Genomic DNA, 17929 nt, shown 5'->3' with positions numbered 1-17929 from the left:
GTGACGATGTTTATGGTCTATGTCGTCATTGCTTTTGTCGCCGGGCTGGCGGAGCTTTTTACGGGTACGTTTTACCTGGCTGCGGTGGCGCTGGCGGCCTTGTTTACGGCGATCACCGGGCTGCTTTTGCCGGGCACGGTGCTGCACTGGGTTTTTCTCGGATTTTGTCTGGTCCTGCTGCCCACCGGACTGTGGCTACGTCATCGTTTGGCCGCCAAAACCAAAGATCTCGGCGATTTTGATCTGGGGCAGGGCGTGGATGTGGTCAGCGGGCCGGACAGCAATCAGCAATACAGTGTGCGTTATCGCGGTGCCGAGTGGCTGGCGGTCGTCGACGATGGTCCTTCCCCTTGCCCGGGCGACCGGGCCGTCATCATCGCCAAGACGGATAACTTGCTACATTTAGGCGTGCTACCCCGACAAAATTCTGGCAAGGAGCCATTATGTCCTCCCTCATCGTTATCCTGATTGTTGTTGTTGCTGCCTTCTTCATTCTGCGGACCACCATCCGGGTCGTGCCGCAACAGCGCGCCTGGGTCGTCGAGCGCCTGGGTAAATATCATGCAGTATTGCAGCCGGGACTGAATTTTATCATCCCTTTTCTGGACCGCATTGCTTTCCGTTTTGACATGCGCGAGGTGCCCATGGAGGTGCCCGCACAAGTCTGCATCTCCTTCGACAACACCACTATGACCGTGGATGGGGTACTCTATCTGCAGATTACCGATTCTGTAAAAGCGGCTTACGGCTCCAGTAACCCTTTCACGGCGGTGATTCAGTTGGCGCAGACCACCATGCGTTCAGAGATCGGTAAATTGCATCTGGATGCGGCGCTTTCGTCCCGGCAGTTGCTGAATACGGCCGTTGCTTCATCGGTGGACGAGGCGGCGATCAACTGGGGCGTTAAGGTGCTGCGCTATGAAATCAAGGATATTACTCCGCCCCAGGAGATCATTCGCGCGATGGAGCTGCAGATTACTGCCGAGCGGGAAAAACGGGCGTTGATCGCCAAGTCCGAGGGGCAACGGCAGCAGCAGATCAACACCTCCGAGGGACAACGTCAGCAGGACATCAACGTCGCGGATGGTCGCAAACAGGCGGAAGTGTTGCGCGCCCAGGGTGAGGCCGCAGCCATCCAGTTGGTTGCCGAAGCCACCGCCGCCGCCATCCGCGTCATCGGCGACGCGGCGCGGGCGCCGGGTGGTATTGAGGCCTTGCAGATGCAGCTCGCCAAGGACTATATCGACAAATGGGGCAACCTCGCCAAGGCGAGCACCAGTCTGGTGATCCCGGCGGATCTGGGCAATATCGGTGCACTGGTGGGTACGGCGCTATCCATGGTCAAGCAGCAGGGCGGGGCAGCGTAAGCTTGAACACCGTCTGAGGCGCCCGCGAAACCCGGATTCACGGGGGCAAAATGAGGAGGGATGTTGCTATGGGGCCTGGGTCAAATGGCCCCAGGTACTGCCTCTGGCCAGGCTGCATTGTCCAGCCAGACATCGGCTGCTGTGCCTACCAGTGCGGCGGGAATGGATTCGCCCCGTAGCCAGGCCGCGAGTGCCACCCGCTTGCCGCTGCCCGTGGTGAGAAAAAACATCTCCCGCGTGTACTGTAATCGCCAGCCGCTCAGGCTCACCCTTTGGGGCGGCGCCTTGGCGGCATCGTGGATGGCGAGGGTGGCGGGGCTGCTCTTTTCCAGGCCCCAGTCGTGACCGGGAAAAAGGCTGGCCGTATGGCCATCCTCACCCATTCCCAGCAGGACCAGATCGAAGGCATGCGGCGGAAGAACTGCGGCGTAGTCGCGGGCGGCCACTTCGGCGCCCCGCTCGGCCGGGATGTGATGAATCTGCCGCGCCGGAATGGGTACCTGGGACAGCCAGACGGTGTCCAGCATCAGGCTGTTACGCTCCGGGTCCTGAGGCGGCAGACAGCGCTCATCCCCATGATAGAGGTGCCAGCACTGCCAGTCCCGGCCCAATTGCGGAAGCATGGCATAGGCCGCGCGGGGGGTGTTGCCGCCGGCGACCACCAGATGGAAGGCGCCGCGCGCGGCGATAGCCTCTTGGGCCATACGCGCGATGGCTGCTGCCAATCTCTGGGCGAGGGCTGCGGTATCCGGATGTATATGCCAGGTGTTGCGGTTCCGGGCTGCTTCCATGTTGATGCACTCCTGTGTGTTCCGGATGATGATCTGCAGGCGTGGTATTTCCCCCGGATCTTTTGCCGGAAAGGATAGCCGCACTTTGTGGCTTGGGTCTATGATGCTGATTATTGAAATTGCCCTAAAGGAGGCAGAGATGGGTGGTCTGGAGGACTGGATAGGCAATACCCCCCTATGTGAACTTCGGCGCTTGTCGCCGCATGCGGGTGTGCGGATTTTCGGGAAGCTGGAAGGTAACAATCCCGCGGGTTCCGTCAAAGATCGCCCCGCCGTGAATATGATTCGCCGGGCGTTGGAGCGTGGCACCATCACTTCTGCTACGCGCCTGATCGAACCCACCAGTGGGAACACGGGTATAGCCCTGGCCATGGCGGCCGCGGTGCGGGGTTTGTCCATCACCCTGATTATGCCGGAGAACATGAGTATCGAAAGGCGGCAGGTGATGCGTGCCTACGGTGCTGAAGTGATTCTCACGCCAGCCGCTCGGAGTATTGAGGGGTCCATTGATCTCGCGCGCCAGATGGTGGCAGCGGGAGAGGGCTTCATGCTCGATCAGTTCTCCAACCCCGATAACCCCGAGGCGCATTATCTCAGTACTGGGCCGGAGATCTGGCGCGACACCCGCGGAACCGTGACCCATTTCGTCTCATCCATGGGGACGACGGGGACCATCATGGGCACCTCCCGCTATTTGCGGGAAGTGTCGCCCCGTATTCAGATTATCGGCGTACAACCGACGGAGGGGGCCAAAATTCCTGGTATCCGGCGTTGGCCGAAAGCCTATTTGCCGCGCATCTATCACCCCGAGTCTGTTGATCAAATTATCGACATGAGCCAGGAAGAAGCCGAGGAAATGACCCGTCGTCTAGCACGGGAAGAAGGGGTGCTGGCGGGCATTTCTTCTGGTGGCGCGGTGGCTGCGGCTATCAGAGTGGCGCAAAAGCTGGACCATGGTGTGGTGGTTGCCATTATTTGTGATCGGGGTGACCGTTACCTCTCTACGGGTGTTTTCCCGGCTTGAGAGAATGATGCACGGGCGCAGCAGAGCTTTGCCGATAGCCGTCCGCTTGTCTATGGCGCTGTGCCTGGGGCTCGCTATCAGTAGTATGATGGCCGGGGCACAAACTCTGGAAATCAGCGCCGCACAGGTAAGCGGAGCGGGCTGGACGGCGCAGCGCTTGCGCGCGACGCTGACCACGTCGGCGCAGGGCGACCAGCTCAGTCTGGCGGCGGGCGTCGTGCAAGCGGGCAAACGCAAGCTCTGGCAGCGTGCCCGACTGCGATGTAAGCTCGATACGGCGCAGGGTTGGGCGTGTCGTCAGGGGTTTCTGGCGGTGGAGGGCAGTCCGTGGGGCGCGCTGCATGGCGACGGGCACGTACAGTTGCGGCAGGTGGGCGGCAGCGCGCAGGCCATGCTGGCGTTGCGCGCTGCGCAATTCGGCAGCGCCCGCGTGCAGGTGCAGAGTACCGCCGCCGGACAATGGCGTTTGACCGGTGCGGGTAGCTTGCCGGTTGCCGGTCTGGTGCATGCATTCACTCTGCTGCCGGCCACCTGGCAGACCTCGGGGCAGGCCCGGTGGCAGGTTCGGGCGCGGGGCGCAAGCTGGGCAAAGGCGCGGCAGATAGTCTTTGCATTGCAGGGCGGCCAGCTCCAGTTCAGTAGCCCGGACGGTTTGCAGGCCGCCCAGGGCGTCGCATTGCAGCTCCAAGGGGACGGTGTATATACCGGACAATGGCACGGCACCGCCCGGATGCGTTGGACCCAAGGGGGTATCCTCTGGAGTCCATGGTACTGGACAGCCCCCGCCGCACCGGTGCGGGTACAAACCCGCTGGCAACAGACGGCCAAGTCCTGGCAACTGGACCGGGGAAGCATCCGCTGGCCCGGCCTCGGGCAGGGCGGTTTTGCGTTGAACTGGCCAACGCAGGGCGGGGTGCTGCGCTGGCGGATCCGGGATATGGATGTAGCGATGGCGCCCCTGTATGCGAACTGGATTAAACCGCTGGCTCCCCCCGGCGGCCTCGCGGCCCAGTTGCAGGCCGCGGGGCAGGTGCATTTTTCCGTGGCGGGAGAGGGTGGTCTGAGTGCGCTGAAATGGGATCTGCGCAACGCGGCTATTTCCAGCCCCGGGGGGCAGCTTGCGGTGACGGGCGTGCATAGCCGGGGCGCCTGGAGTCGTACCGGGAAGACCTCTGACGCGATGCTTCGCTGGCAGTCTGCGGAACTCTATCATATTCCTGTGGGTCCGCTGCGTGCGGAGCTGGTCCTCAATCCCCAGGGCTTTCAGTTGCAACAGCCTTTCACCCTGGCCCTGCTGGGGGGCGAGCTGCATTTTCGGCATCTGGCGGCACGTTGGGCAGGGCCCCGGTCGGGTTTTAGCATGCGCGGCGACTTGCGGGGGGGCAGCATGGCCCAGTTGACTAGGATCATGCATTGGCCGCCATTTATCGGGACGGCATCGGCCACCATCCCGGAACTGCAGTATCACGCGGGAGACATCACCACCAGCGGCGTACTTGCCGCCCAGGTGTTCGGAGGCGAGGTGCGGGTGGGCGATCTGCATATTGAGAATTTCTTCGGTGCTTTACCGCTGCTGCGGGCTAACATCGGGATTGCCGGGTTGCGACTGAAGCCCTTGACTGATGCCTTCCACTTTGGCTACATCAGCGGAGTGCTCAATGGTGATGTAAAAAATCTCACCCTGCTGAACTGGTCGCCGGAGGCTTTTCAGGCGCAGTTTCATACGGTTCCCGTTCATGGCGTGTCTCAGAAAATCAGCTATGCGGCGGTCCAGAGCCTTACCAGGCTGGGCGGTGGTAACGGCATCAGCGGATTTTTTCAGGGCATGTTTCTGCGGATGTTTAAGACCTTTGCATATGCGCATCTGGGGATGGGTGTGCATCTCAAGGGTGGTGTCGCTGAATTGTCCGGAGTGGCGACAGAGGATTCAGGTTTTGTGATCCTTCAGGGGCAAGGGCTGCCCAGGGTGGATATAGTGGGGTACAATCGCCGGGTGGACTGGGACGAGTTGCTGGCGCGTCTGAAGACCGCCATGCATAGTGGTGCCCAAGTCGGTACAGGAGAGTGAGTAAATGACAAAGCAGGGTTGGCTGAAAACGCAGGGCTGGCGCAGTGTGCTGGCCATAGGATTGCTTATGGTGCTGTCCGCTTGCGTGACCGTCAATATTTACTTTCCGGCTGCGGCGGCCCAGAAACTGGCGGATCAAGTGGTCGGTGAGGTGTATAAGGCCGCTGCCAAGGGTGCCTTGCCGGCCCCGGTTGCTCCGGCAGTATCGGCGCCGACGGCGCCGGCACGATCCGCCGCCCCGGCTACGGATTCCCTGAGCATGACATCTCCCTACCATGCGGCCAGCTACCTGTTGGCCATGGGCTTCTCGGCTATCAGCGGCACGGCGGAGGCCGCCGCGAACCTCGATGCTTCCAGTCCCGGGGTGCAATCGGCGCGGGCGCAGGTGGAGGCACTGGCGACGCAAATGCATCCTTACTTTGTCAGCGGCGCGGTGGGTTACACGGCCAATGGTCAGGTGACGATCCATGATGCGGCAGCCGTGTCGCTGCCGCAACGGGCTCCGCTCAATGGGCTGGTGGGCAGCTATAACCAGGCGCTCAGCAATCTCTATCAGCAAATCGCTGATGCCAATGGCCATCCCGAGTGGGCGGGGCAAATTCAGCAGACTTTTGCCCAGGCCTGGATCAGTAAAGCACCCGCGGGATACTGGTATCAGTCGCCCAGTGGTCAGTGGCAGAAGAAATAGTCACCATTTTGCAGAATATTCTGGTTTTTGACATCGAGACAGTGCCCGACGTTGTTGGCGGGCGGCGGGTGCATGGCATTGCGTTGGGGGATGACGCGGGCGTGGCGGAATTGCTGCAGCACCAGCGTCGCATCGAAACCCAGGGCGCCACGGAGTTTCTGCGCCCTTATTTGCATCGGGTCGTTGCTATCTCTGCCCTCTGGTGGCAGGGCGAGCAGGTCAAGCTCAACAGTTTCGGCAAGGCGGACGATGACGAAGCCACTCTCGTCGCGGCCTTCTTTCAGTTCATCCAGCGCCATGCCCCGCAACTGGTTTCCTGGAATGGCGCGGCCTTTGACCTCCCGGTACTGCATTACCGCGCCCTGCTTCACGGTATCCCTGCGACCCGCTACTGGGAGCAGGGACAGACCGATCAGAGTTATCGCTGGAATAATTACACCAGCCGTTACCACGAGCGCCATCTCGACCTCATGGATATCCTCTCTGCCTATCAGATGCGCAATGTCGCCCGCCTTCAGGACATGGCGTTGTTGTTGGGACTGCCTGGTAAGCTGGGGATGAGCGGCGCGGAGGTCTGGACCCATTATCAGGCCGGGGAACTGGCGGGCATCCGCCACTACTGCGAAGTCGATGTGCTGAACACCGCCCTGGTCCATCTGCGTTTTGAACTGACCCGCGGGCATCTCGACAAATCGACTTATGATGTCTGCCAGACGCAATTGCGGTCTTACTTACAAAGCCGGGACGAGGCCCACGTCCAGGAATTTCTCACCCAGTGGCCAGAGAATCTGCATGTCGCGTCCCAAGCCCATTCATAACGCTCAGCCTGAGCAGGTGTTTATCGAAAGTCTGGATGCCGAAGGACGCGGGATTGCCCGTGTGGAGGGCAAGGTGCTTTTTGTCGATGGGGCGCTGCCTGGCGAGCGGGTCTGGGCACGGCGTACCCAGAACCACAAGAGCTTTGATCGTGCCGAGTTGCTGCAGGTGGTCAAGGCATCCTCCCTGCGGGTGTCGCCGCCCTGTCCGCACTTTGGCATCTGCGGGGGTTGCAGCCTGCAGCATCTGGAGCCAGCGGCGCAGGTGGCTATCAAGCAAAGACAACTGGAAGATAATCTCTGGCGCATCGGCAAGGTCCGCCCAGGACGCGTCCTGCCCCCCATTCATGGCCCGAGCCTGGGCTATCGAAGCAAGGCACGACTCTCGGTGCGGACGCCAAAAACCCGGGGCGCACTGGTCGGTTTCCGCGAACGCAACAGTAGTTATGTCGTGGATATGGGGCAATGTCTGACCCTTGATCCGCGCATCGGGCAACGCATTCTGCCTCTGCGGGCGCTGATCGGGCAGATGCAATCGCCCCAGGATTTTCCGCAGATTGAAGTGGCCGCTACGCCGGATGCGGTTGCTCTGGTGTTTCGCCACATGCGGCCGCTGGCGGAAAGCGATCTGCAGCACTTGCGTGCTTTTGGTGTGCAACACGACCTGCAGATATGGTTGCAGCCGCGCGGGCCGGAGACCCTGCATCCTTTATGGCCGGAGCAGCCGGAACCCCTTCATTATGACCTGCCGGATTATCAGTTGCGCCTGCGTTTTGATCCGCTGGTCTTCACTCAGGTCAACCAGGCGGCAAATCAGGTGATGGTGCGCCGCGCCATGGCGCTGCTGCAGCCGCAACCGGGGGAGCAGATCCTGGATCTGTTCTGCGGACTCGGAAATTTTACCCTGCCTATTGCCCGATTGGGAGCGCAGGTGCTTGGCATTGAAGGGGACGTCCGGCTGGTCGCGCTGGCCACCGAGAATGCTGTCGCCAATGGCCTGGCGGATAAAGCCCAATATGCTGTAGCCGATCTCACGCAGGCGCAGATGGAAGATTTTGCTCCAGTGGGCGCCATCGACAAAATGCTCATCGATCCGCCCCGCAGTGGCGCTATTGAAGTGCTGCGCAGTCTGACCCCCGATGTCCGCCGCCTGGTGTATGTCTCCTGCAATCCGGCGACCCTGGCCCGTGATGCGGCGTATCTGGTACACGAACGCGGTTATCATCTGCAAGCGGCTGGCGTCGTCAACATGTTTCCCCATACCGCCCATGTCGAATCCATCGCCCTCTTCGAGCGCTGAGATGCCCGCGCACTGGCTTTGGGTGGATGTCTCCACCCAACGATTGCGCGAGATGAACGGTGTTGAACGGCGCTCGGAGTATGTCGTATCTACGGCTCGTAATGGGCTCGGTGAACAACGTGACAGCGGTTGCACGCCGCGCGGATGGCATGTAGTGCGCGCGCACATCGGTGAAGGCTTGCCCACGACAGCAATCCTGCGCGGCAGGCGCTGGACCGGTGCCTGTTACAGCGCGGAGTGGGCGGCGGGCCAGCCGCGGCAAGACTGGATTCTCGGCCGCATTCTTTGGCTCTCCGGCAGCGAAAACGGTTTTAACCGTGGTGGCCGCCAGGATACCTTCCGCCGTTATATCTATATCCACGGTACTGCCGATGTGGATCGTCTCGGTCAGCCGGTATCGGCAGGCTGCGTGCGGATGGCGCCGGATGCGGTGTGCATGCTCTTTGCGGCATGTCCGGTAAATACCCCTGTTTTTATTGGCCTGCAGCCACCGCTGCGTTCCCCCGCTAGGAGGTACTGAATGGCCTGGATCCGCTTACCCCGTTTTCGTCGTGCCGTAAACGTTTTCAATCCCAAACTCTTCGAGAACCTTTCGCTCGCGGCCTTTCTGGCCTGGGTCGGTCTGGGTTCCGATGCCCTGTCTTCCTCCGCCTATGGTCCTCCGGAAATCTACAATGCCCTGAAGGGGCATGAGTATCTGGCCGTTTTTCTGGCCATCGGCATCCCGCTCTCGGTGTTTATCATCTCGGCAGGTTACAAACAGGTCATTGCTCTTTTCCCCGATGGCGGGGGCGGTTATCACACTGCATCTACCCTGTTAGGGCCGATAGCGGGCTTGGTGAGTGGCGCCGCTTTGGTCGTTGATTATATTTTAACGGCAGCGATCTCCGTGGCATCGGGTACCGAGGCGTTGCTGAGTACCATGCCTTCCTCCTGGTACAGCGAGCGCATTCTCTTGGATGCCGCCGTGTTGCTGTTTCTGATCTTCATCAATTTGCGCGGCATGAAAGAATCCATCAAAATTTTGTTGCCGATCTTTATGGCTTTCGTCTTCACCCACGTCATACTGCTCGGCTGGGGACTGCTGGCGCACGTGGGAGATGTGCCAGCCATCGCCCGCAATACGGTCGTCGGTGTTCAACATGACAGTATGCAGTACGGCTGGATCTTCATTGTGGCGCTGATATTGCGGGCCTTCAGCCTGGGTGGTGGTACCTATACGGGTTTGGAAGCGGTGGCCAATGGTGTGCATATTATGCGTGAGCCGCGTGTGCAGACAGGACAGCGGACGATGACCCTGCTGGCGACGTCCCTGTCTCTGATCGCGGGCAGTCTGATTTTTTTGTATCTGATGTATCGTGTGCATGGCCAGCAGGGGCAAACGCTGAATGCCGTGCTCTACGGCGCGATTACCCAGGGATGGACCGTGGACGGTGTATACTTCGGTCCGGCGGCGGCACTGCTTACCCTGATTAGCGAGGGCCTGCTTCTCTTCATCGCCGCCAACACGGGTATTATCACGGCGCCTATCGTCATGGCGAATATGGCCGTCGATCGTTGGTTGCCAGAGCGTTTTTCTTATCTATCAGATCGTTTCGTGTCACGTAATGGCGTGTTGCTCATTGGTTTTTCGGCTGTTGCCATCCTCCTCGCGACGGGCGGACATGTCAGCATTCTGGTGGTTCTGTACAGCATCAATGTATTCATCACCTTTACCCTGACCATGGCAGGATTGAGCCGACACTGGTTTGCCCAGCGGCATCAGGAGTCACGCTGGCGGGGCCGATTTGCCGTCAGTGTCTTGGGCTTTATGGTCACGGCATCTATTCTCGCCATCACCATTTTCGAGAAATTCGATGCGGGTGGCTGGTTCACTTTGCTGGTCACCGCGATTGTGGTGGGTCTCGGATATTTGATCTATCGCCATTACAAAAGTATCAGTAAAATCACCGCCGAACTGGACGAAACCATGCTGGATGTGGTGCCTGACCATCTGGAGTCCGGCCCTAACCTGCCTCTGGATCCGCGTGGCGCCACGGCCGTATTTTTTGTCAGCCGTTTTGACGGTCTGGGACTGCATACCTTGCTGACTGCACACCGTATGGTCAGTGGCTTCGTCAAGAACTATGTTTTCCTGCTGGCGGGTATTGTAGGTCAGGGTGAATTTAAGGGTATCAAGGCACTGGAAGACCTGAAGGTGTATGTAGAGACTGAGGCTAACCAGTATATGGCCTTTTGCCGCAACGAGGGGATGGCGGCAACCTGGTTCGCCACCTACTCCACCGACCGTATCCTCGCGATGGAGGAGTTAGCCAATGTCGCTATCCGTTATTTTCCGCAGAGCATCTTCTTTGCCGGGCGAGTGATTGATACCTCTGTGCAGGGACCCTTCCACGGCTTGCTGCATGATGAGGTCAGCTTTATCGTGCAGGATCGCCTGCAGCATGACGGTTTCAGTATGATGATCGTACCCGTACACGTGCATGGTATTCCCAGCCAGCCGCCGCGGATCGCGCTGCCTATTTCCATGCCGCCGGATATGCAGCTGGTGCAGAATGAAGAAGTGGACAAGGAAGAAGCCAAGGCTCGCGCCGCAGCCAAGGCGCAGGCCAGTACGCAGGAGTCCGTCCCCCATGCCGCTACAGACTGATCTGCAGCGCCCCGCACGGGGCCCGCTGATGGTGGATATTGCCGGGCTGCAGCCCACTGCCGCTGAATGCGCGATGCTGCGTCAGTCGGCAGTGGGTGGTGTCATCCTTTTTGCCCGCAACTGCGTCGATGCCGAACAGGTGCGTGCCTTGTGCGACGAATTACATGCGCTGCGTTCCCCGCCGCTGCTCATCGGCATTGATCAGGAAGGAGGGCGGGTGCAGCGTTTGCGCGCCGGAGTGACGCGCTTCCCGCCCATGGCGACTTTGGGTCGGCTGGCGGACCGTGACGGCTTGGAAAAGGCGCAGACGGCAGCGCGGGACTGGGGACTTCTGCTCGGTACGGAGCTCCGGGCGCTTGGCCTGGATATGGACTTTACCCCTTGTGTGGATCTGGATCGCGGCGTTTCTGCGGTGATTGGCGACCGCGCCATCCATCGCGATCCCGAATGGGTGGGGGGTATCGCGGTAGCGTTCTGGGCGGGCATGGTGCGGACCGGCTTGCAGGGGGTCGCCAAGCATTTTCCCGGTCACGGTGCGGTAGCCGCCGACTCTCATCTCGACTTGCCTCTCGATAAGCGCCCGCTCAGCGCCATTCAGGAAGACCTTCAGCCCTTCGCTGCCCTGATTGCTGCGGGGATTCCGGCGATTATGCCCGCGCACTGCCTCTATCCCCAGGTGGATCCTGAACGGCCTGCCGGTTTCTCGCCGCGCTGGCTACAGGATATCCTCCGCAAAGATATGGGCTTCACCGGTGTGGTGGTCAGTGACGACCTCAGCATGGCAGGTGCGCATGGTGTCGGCGATATGGCCGCGCGGGTGGATGCGGCACTGGCGGCAGGCGCGGACTTGCTGCTAATCTGTAACGATCCAGAGGGCGCGCAAACGGCAGTCGTCCATTTACAGTCCAAGGATAAGTTCCCGACGGGCAATCGCTTGGAGAGACTCGCCGGCAACGCTGCAACAGCACCTTTGTCTGCTGCAGACCGGGCGCGCTGTTTGCAGCAGATCGAGCAATTGCGGGCCCTGACCCCAGGATTCGCTGGCTGATGTGCAGACAAAAAGGTTAACCCCTTGTTTTTCCCACGGCGCGTATTAGAATACGCCCTCACCTTTTACTCCTTGTTCGGGCGATAGGCGCCCGGACTCCGCAGTGAACCATAAGGAGCAACTTTTGCGTCATTATGAAATTGTGTTTCTGGTCCATCCTGACCAAAGTGAGCAGGTCCCCCAGATGATTGAGCGCTATCGCGGCATGATAGAGGGCGATGGCGGGCATTTTCATCGTCTGGAAGACTGGGGTCGCCGACAACTGGCCTACCCCATCAAGAAGGCCCACAAGGCTCATTATGTTCTGATGAATGTAGAATGCAGTGCTGCTGCCCTGGCTGAGTTGGAAGATGCGTTCCGCTTCAACGATGCGGTTTTGCGTCACCTGATTCTGGCCCGCGCTGAAGCTGTCACCATCCCTTCCTTTCTGGCCCGCGATGAGAGCGATCGGCGTGACCGCAGTGAAGATACTGCCGAAGACGAAAGCGTGCCGGACCACAGCGATAACGAAACCGTAGCGACGGTTTAAGGAAGGAGAATTCAAATGGCATTTAATCGGGACAGAGATCGGGATAGTGATGGCGACAAGCGTGGCGGCGGCAGCAGTAACTTTACCCGTCGCCGTAAGTTCTGTCGTTTCAAGGCGGAAGGCGTCAAAGAAATTGACTACAAGGATCTGAAAACCTTGCAGGCCTATGTGGGTGAGACGGGTAAAATCGTCCCCAGCCGGATTACCGGAACCAGCAATCTGTATCAGCGACAATTGACTACAGCGATCAAGCGTGCCCGTTTTCTGGCGTTATTGCCCTACGTCGTGCGTTAAGGCTCCGGCGTTTCGGTGGCGGCGCAGACAGAAGGTGGGGTCTTGCGCTGGTTTCTCAGCGGACGCTGGCAAGCCGGCATTAGTATTGCTGTACTCTTTAGTGCGGCGGGACTGGTTCCCTTTCTTGCTGCGCCGTTACTGCTCAACTGCGTCGCTTTGGTGGCGCTGGTTACCCTGCAGGCCGGGCGCAAAGAGAGTTTTGAAGTCCTCCTGATTGCCGGGGTTGCTGCCGCACTGTTTACGCTGAACCCGTGGTATGGCGTCGCCTTTGCTCTGGTGGCCTGGCTGCCGGGGCGGCTGCTGGGGGAAGGTTTGCAGTGGGACGTGCAGTGGGGCGGGGTGGTTTGGGTGGTTATTGGTCTGTCGCTCTTGGCGCTCGCGCTCTCGCTTTGGGTCATACCGCGAGGCGTGGGTCCTGCCTTCTGGCAAACACAGATGGAACATTTGCTGGCGCCAGCGCGTAAAGAGTTAAGTACGACGCAGCGCCAGGTCTTGGGTGATATGACCCGCTTGATGCCAGGGATTCTAGCCGCCGGCATGGCACTGCTCTGGACACTGGCGGCCTTGATGGCTAGTCGTTGGCGCGAACGTTTCCAGGGCGTTCTGGTGCCACAACGGGTGTTTCGGGACTGGGTGCTGCCGGATCAGTTAATCTGGTTACTCGTCGCGACATTGTTGGGCATTAGCCTGCTGCATGGCAATGCGCTATGGCCAGTACAGAACCTTGCCATTTTGGTCGGTGGGCTGTATCTGCTGCAAGGCTTGAGTTTTATGCACCTGTGGTTTGCGTCAAGGGGTTGGCCCCTGTTCGTGCTGACAGCTTTTTATATCGGACTGATCCTGCTTTCACAGCTCTTGCTGGTAATTGCTGTGCTGGGCATCGTGGATCGTGTTTTTCATCTGCGTCAACGACTTGCCAGCTCGCGGTCCTGATGGCGCTTTTGCAGGGAATTTTTTGGAGGAATTGGAAATGAAAGTGATTTTGCTGGAACGTATCAACAAGTTGGGGCGTCTTGGTGATGTGGTCGAAGTGCGGCCGGGCTATGGGCGCAATTTTCTGGTGCCGCAGGGGAAAGCCATAATGGCCAACCAGCGCAATCTGGAAGACTTTGCCGAGCGTAAAGCGGCTTTGGAGCATGTCGAGTCAGAGCGTCTGCAGGCAGCTCAGCAGCGCGCTGCCATACTGGCGGAAGCCGTGGTCAAAATCGCCCTGCAAGCAGGTGAAGATGGTCGTTTGTTTGGCTCGGTGGGCTTGCATGATATCAGCGCGGCTCTGGCGGTTCTGGGTCATGAAGTGGCCCATTCGGAAATCCGCCTGGCGGATGGCCCGATCAAGCGGATAGGTGAATTTCCAGTGCGGTTGCATCTGCATCCGGAAGTGGAGCTGGACGTGATGGTGTTCGTCGAGCGCGCCTGACCCTGGCACTGGCGGGGACGGCGGAGTGTTCGAGTCGGCGGACTATGGCGGCGGCGGGGTCAAGGCCCCGCCGCACTCTATTGAGGCAGAGCAATCGGTCATCGGTGCCCTGCTGATTGATCCCGATACAGCAGATCAAGTAACCGAGGCGGTGACGGCCGAAGCTTTTTATGAGCGCCGTCATCGCCAGATTTTTCAAGCGATCACTGCCATGCTGGGTGCCGGACGGGCAGTAGACGCCGTCACGGTCTCCGAGTGGTTGCAAGATCACGAGCAGCTTGCCGATGTGGGCGGGGTGCAATATCTTCTCATGCTCGCCAACGAGACACCCTCGGCGGCCAATGTGCTCGCCTATGCGAGCATCGTGCGGGAGCGGGCCACTCTGCGTGATCTTATCCGGGTTGGCCGGGAAATTGCTGAGCTGGCCTATCGTCCGGAAGGGCGAGAAGCGCAGGCCCTGTTGGACGAGGCGGAAAGCCGGGTTTTTCAGCTCGCCGAAGGACAGCAGCGGGCCGGAGAGGGCTTCCGGCAACTCAAGGATGCACTTCCGGCGGTCATCGACCGGATCGAGACCATCGCCCGCGAGAAAAAAGGCGTCACCGGCCTGTCCACAGGCTTTGCCGATCTGGACGAGAAAACCTCCGGTCTGCATCCGGGTCAGCTCATCATCGTTGCTGGTCGTCCTAGTATGGGCAAAACCTCTTTCGCCATGAATATAGCTGAGCATGTCGCCTGTAACGAAGGCAAGCCGGTGGCGGTTTTCAGCATGGAAATGCCGATAGACGAAATCGTCTTGCGCGCACTCTCGTCGCGAGGACGGGTGGACCAGCACCGGCTGCGCAATGGCAGCCTGGGTAATGATGACTGGCCGCGCATCGCGCATGCCATTGGCGAACTTGGCAATGCGCCGTTGTTTGCCGATGATTCGGCAGCGCTGACGCCGACGGATTTGCGTTCGCGGGCGCGTCGGCTGAAGCGAGAGCATGGCTTGGCGCTGGTTGTGGTCGACTATCTGCAACTCATGCAGGTGCCGGGGCGGGGTGACAATCGGGTCGCTGAGATTTCCGAGATCAGCCGTTCGCTCAAGGCCTTGGCCAAAGAGCTGTCCATCCCGGTGATTGCCCTCTCGCAGCTCAATCGTAGCCTGGAAAACCGGACCGAAAAGCGTCCGCAGATGTCGGATCTGCGTGAATCCGGTGCTATTGAACAGGACGCCGATCTGATTCTGTTCCTGTACCGCGATGAGGTGTATTACAAGGACAAGGAAGAGGTGAAAGGCATTGCCGAGGTGATTATCGGCAAGCAGCGTAACGGACCCATCGGGACCGTGCGGATGAGTTTCTTCGGTGAATATACCCGCTTTGAGAATTATGCGCCGTCCGGGGATGGTTTCGGGCATTAGTTTTTCACCCGAAGCGGATTTCTGCCAGGGGATTTTTCTGCGCTTTGCGGTATCATGCGTTCATGACGCGCCCTATTGTTGCCAATATTTCTACTGCTGCTCTGCGCCATAATGTGTCCGTGGTACGCCAGCACGCGCCCCACGCGCACATTATGGCGGCGGTCAAGGCCAATGCCTATGGGCATGATGTCGCACTCTGCGCCCCGGTGCTGGCGGAGGCAGGTGTCGATGCCTTTGCCGTGGCTACTCTGGAAGAGGCGGAAACCCTTCATGATCTGCGCCTGGAGCGACCTGTTTGTCTGCTCGGGGGGCTTTTCGACGCGAAGGAGGTCGCTGTTGCGGCTGCGCGCGGTTATCTACTGGTTATCCATGAACAACGGCAGCTGCTCTGGCTGGCGATGCATGCCGCTGACGCGCCTCTGCGGTTGTTTATTAAAGTAGATACGGGTATGCACCGCCTGGGCTTTGCACCCGACCAACTGTCGGCATTGTTCGCTGGATTGCAACGCTATCCCCACTGGCAAGTGCTGGGGCTGATGAGTCATCTCGCCCGCTCCGATACGCCGGAAGACCCTTTCAACCGCCAGCAGGCAGGCGTTTTCGCTGCGGCTGTTGCGCGCTTTGGTCATTGCACGGCAGGTCAGCATACCCTGGCCAATTCGGGGGGGGTGCTGGCACTGCCTTTTACCCATCACCACTGGATTCGTCCTGGGCTCATGTTGTACGGCCTTTCGCCTTTCGCCGGGCGTAATGGTGCCGAGATCGGTTTGCAACCCGTTCTGTCCTGGCGCAGCGAAGTGGTGGCCATCCGCGCACTCGCCCCTGGTGACTGGCTGGGCTATGGGGCTACCTGGCAGGCTCCTGCGCACTGCCGGGTGGGGGTCGTGGCGGCTGGCTACGGTGATGGTTATCCGCGTCACCTGGGTTCGGGTGCGCCGGTCACGGTGGCCGGACAGACTACCCGGACTTTGGCACGCGTGAGTATGGATATGCTTTTTGTCGACTTGACGGCCGTGTCGGCGGAAATCGGGGCTTCTGTCGTGCTTATGGGGGCTGGCGGACCAGCCCTCGAATCCCTGGCGGCGAGACTCGATACGATCTCCTATGAGTTGGGCTGTCGTATGCAGATGCGTGTTCCGCGCCAGTTGGTCTCATGAGCCGCGACAAAACCCTCTTTGTCTGTCAGGAATGCGGTAGTACCGGCAACAAATGGCTGGGACGCTGCCCAGATTGCGGTGCCTGGAACAGCTTTGTCGAGCAGCACGTGGAGAGGACTGGGGTCAAATCGCACACCACCTATGCCACGGCCAGTCCACCGCAATTTCTGCATGCAGTACCGATTGCGGATGTGGGGCGCAGCACGACGGGTCTGGCGGAACTGGACCGGGTGCTGGGCGGCGGGCAGGTGCAGGGAGCCGCTATTCTCCTGGGTGGGGAACCGGGTATTGGCAAATCCACCCTGCTGCTCCAGACCGCCCATCATTTGGCTCAAGCCAGTAAGGTGCTTTATGTCACCGGGGAGGAGTCCGCAGCACAAGTCGCCTTGCGCGCGCAGCGCTTGGGCTTGGGACAGAGCTCCGTACGGGTAGTCGCCGAAAACCACCTCGAAGCGATTGAAGGATTGCTCCAGACAGAGCAACCGGCGCTGGTGCTGGTCGATTCCATTCAGACCGTCTATACCGACACGCTGCAATCGGCTCCGGGCTCGGTAGCACAAGTGCGGGAGTGTGCGGCCCGCCTGGTGCGCTTTGCAAAGGCCACGGGCACCACGGTCTGGCTGGTGGGCCACGTGACCAAAGAGGGGGCCATCGCCGGTCCGCGCGTACTTGAACATATGGTGGACACTGTTCTCTATTTTGAAGGGGAGGCGGGTAGCCCTTATCGGATTGTGCGCGCTATCAAGAATCGCTTCGGTGCAGCCAATGAACTAGGTGTTTTTCAGATGCATGAAGAGGGGTTAAGCGAGGTTGCCAACCCTTCACAGCTCTTCCTGTCGCAGCATGACCGACCTGTAGCAGGGAGTGTGGTGATGGCGACGCAGGAAGGGACCCGACCACTTCTGGTAGAAGTGCAGGCGCTGGTGACACCGAGTCCGCTGGCTAATCCCCGCAGAGTCGCCATTGGCCTGGACCCTAATCGCCTTTCTCTCCTGCTGGCTATCCTGCATCGTCACGGTGGCAGTGTATTTTTTGATCAGGACGTTTTTGTGAATATCGCAGGTGGAATCAAAGTCAACGAACCAGCTGCCGATCTTGCGGTGGCCTTGGCCCTGCTCAGCAGCTTCCGCAATAAACCTTTGGAGGGTCGCCGGGTCGTTTTCGGCGAGCTGGGTCTGGCGGGAGAGGTGCGTCCGGTGGCGGGTACTGAAGCGCGGGTGCGGGAGGCGATCAAATTGGGCTTCAAGGGCGCGATTCTTCCGCGTGGCGACAAAATTTCGAGTACCGCTACTTTCAAGTTGTGTCCAGTTGCCCGTCTTGGCGATGCCATAACAGCGGCCTTCGACGGGGGATAAGCCCCTACGCGTTCGCCGCAATGC

General features: G+C 59.8%; 18 protein-coding genes. 17 read left to right on the top strand and 1 reads right to left on the bottom strand.

Features of this window, described 5'->3' with window-relative positions:
* Positions 1–6: 6 nt before the first annotated feature.
* Positions 7–468: an NfeD family protein gene (locus H2515_RS13750; RefSeq protein WP_035190993.1), complete on the top strand. Its 462-nt coding sequence runs from the start codon at positions 7–9 to the stop codon at positions 466–468.
* Complete coding sequence (locus H2515_RS13745; protein ID WP_035190995.1) at positions 444–1367, top strand: SPFH domain-containing protein; 924 nt, start codon at positions 444–446, stop codon at positions 1365–1367. The genes H2515_RS13750 and H2515_RS13745 overlap by 25 nt, the downstream gene beginning before the upstream one ends.
* Positions 1368–1447: 80 nt before the next feature.
* Here H2515_RS13745 and pgl read toward each other — a convergent pair whose 3' ends face one another.
* Positions 1448–2158, bottom strand: a complete 711-nt coding sequence (pgl, locus tag H2515_RS13740; protein WP_035190997.1) for a 6-phosphogluconolactonase — start codon at positions 2156–2158, stop codon at positions 1448–1450.
* A gap of 100 nt (positions 2159–2258) precedes the next feature.
* Here pgl and cysM point away from each other — a divergent pair, with 100 nt between their 5' ends.
* The 15 genes from cysM (at position 2259) to radA (ending at position 17905) form a co-directional block, all read left to right on the top strand.
* The gene (cysM, locus tag H2515_RS13735; protein WP_232821413.1) at positions 2259–3182 is read left to right on the top strand and encodes a cysteine synthase CysM; all 924 of its coding nucleotides are present in this window, start codon (positions 2259–2261) and stop codon (positions 3180–3182) included.
* The gene (locus tag H2515_RS13730; protein ID WP_232821412.1) at positions 3124–5250 is read left to right on the top strand and encodes a hypothetical protein; all 2127 of its coding nucleotides are present in this window, start codon (positions 3124–3126) and stop codon (positions 5248–5250) included. The genes cysM and H2515_RS13730 overlap by 59 nt, the downstream gene beginning before the upstream one ends.
* A gap of 4 nt (positions 5251–5254) precedes the next feature.
* Positions 5255–5938 (top strand): DUF1318 domain-containing protein, encoded by a 684-nt coding sequence (locus H2515_RS13725; protein WP_083091427.1) that lies wholly within the window; start codon positions 5255–5257, stop codon positions 5936–5938.
* Entirely contained in the window at positions 5923–6756 is an 834-nt protein-coding gene (locus H2515_RS13720) for a 3'-5' exonuclease (RefSeq protein WP_035191001.1), read from the top strand. Before H2515_RS13725 ends, H2515_RS13720 begins: the two co-directional genes overlap by 16 nt.
* Positions 6731–8053 carry a 23S rRNA (uracil(1939)-C(5))-methyltransferase RlmD gene (gene rlmD, locus H2515_RS13715; RefSeq protein ID WP_198660405.1) on the top strand — a complete coding sequence of 441 codons (1323 nt, stop codon included), beginning with the start codon at positions 6731–6733 and terminating at the stop codon, positions 8051–8053. Before H2515_RS13720 ends, rlmD begins: the two co-directional genes overlap by 26 nt.
* Position 8054: 1 nt before the next feature.
* The gene (locus tag H2515_RS13710) at positions 8055–8573 is read left to right on the top strand and encodes a L,D-transpeptidase (protein WP_231551011.1); all 519 of its coding nucleotides are present in this window, start codon (positions 8055–8057) and stop codon (positions 8571–8573) included.
* Complete coding sequence (locus H2515_RS13705) at positions 8574–10703, top strand: APC family permease (RefSeq protein ID WP_065412912.1); 2130 nt, start codon at positions 8574–8576, stop codon at positions 10701–10703.
* Positions 10687–11751 carry a beta-N-acetylhexosaminidase gene (gene nagZ, locus H2515_RS13700; RefSeq protein ID WP_198660404.1) on the top strand — a complete coding sequence of 355 codons (1065 nt, stop codon included), beginning with the start codon at positions 10687–10689 and terminating at the stop codon, positions 11749–11751. Before H2515_RS13705 ends, nagZ begins: the two co-directional genes overlap by 17 nt.
* Before the next feature lie 124 nt (positions 11752–11875).
* A complete protein-coding gene (gene rpsF / locus H2515_RS13695; protein WP_065412910.1) occupies positions 11876–12280 on the top strand; it encodes a 30S ribosomal protein S6 in 405 nt (134 codons plus the stop codon).
* 15 nt (positions 12281–12295) lie between these two features.
* A complete protein-coding gene (gene rpsR / locus H2515_RS13690) occupies positions 12296–12574 on the top strand; it encodes a 30S ribosomal protein S18 (protein ID WP_014027827.1) in 279 nt (92 codons plus the stop codon).
* Between the two features lie 15 nt (positions 12575–12589).
* Positions 12590–13507: a DUF2232 domain-containing protein gene (locus H2515_RS13685; protein WP_198660403.1), complete on the top strand. Its 918-nt coding sequence runs from the start codon at positions 12590–12592 to the stop codon at positions 13505–13507.
* A gap of 37 nt (positions 13508–13544) precedes the next feature.
* Complete coding sequence (gene rplI / locus H2515_RS13680; RefSeq protein ID WP_065414415.1) at positions 13545–13991, top strand: 50S ribosomal protein L9; 447 nt, start codon at positions 13545–13547, stop codon at positions 13989–13991.
* Positions 13992–14016: 25 nt separating this feature from the next.
* Positions 14017–15393, top strand: a complete 1377-nt coding sequence (dnaB, locus tag H2515_RS13675) for a replicative DNA helicase (protein ID WP_035191711.1) — start codon at positions 14017–14019, stop codon at positions 15391–15393.
* 62 nt (positions 15394–15455) lie between these two features.
* The gene (alr, locus tag H2515_RS13670) at positions 15456–16550 is read left to right on the top strand and encodes an alanine racemase (protein WP_065413205.1); all 1095 of its coding nucleotides are present in this window, start codon (positions 15456–15458) and stop codon (positions 16548–16550) included.
* A complete protein-coding gene (gene radA, locus H2515_RS13665) occupies positions 16547–17905 on the top strand; it encodes a DNA repair protein RadA (protein WP_065413204.1) in 1359 nt (452 codons plus the stop codon). Before alr ends, radA begins: the two co-directional genes overlap by 4 nt.
* The last annotated feature ends 24 nt before the right edge of the window (positions 17906–17929 follow it).

Source organism: Acidithiobacillus ferrivorans, from assembly GCF_016250455.1.
Lineage (GTDB): Bacteria > Pseudomonadota > Gammaproteobacteria > Acidithiobacillales > Acidithiobacillaceae > Acidithiobacillus > Acidithiobacillus ferrivorans.
This window is presented reverse-complemented; position numbering and strand designations above follow the sequence as displayed.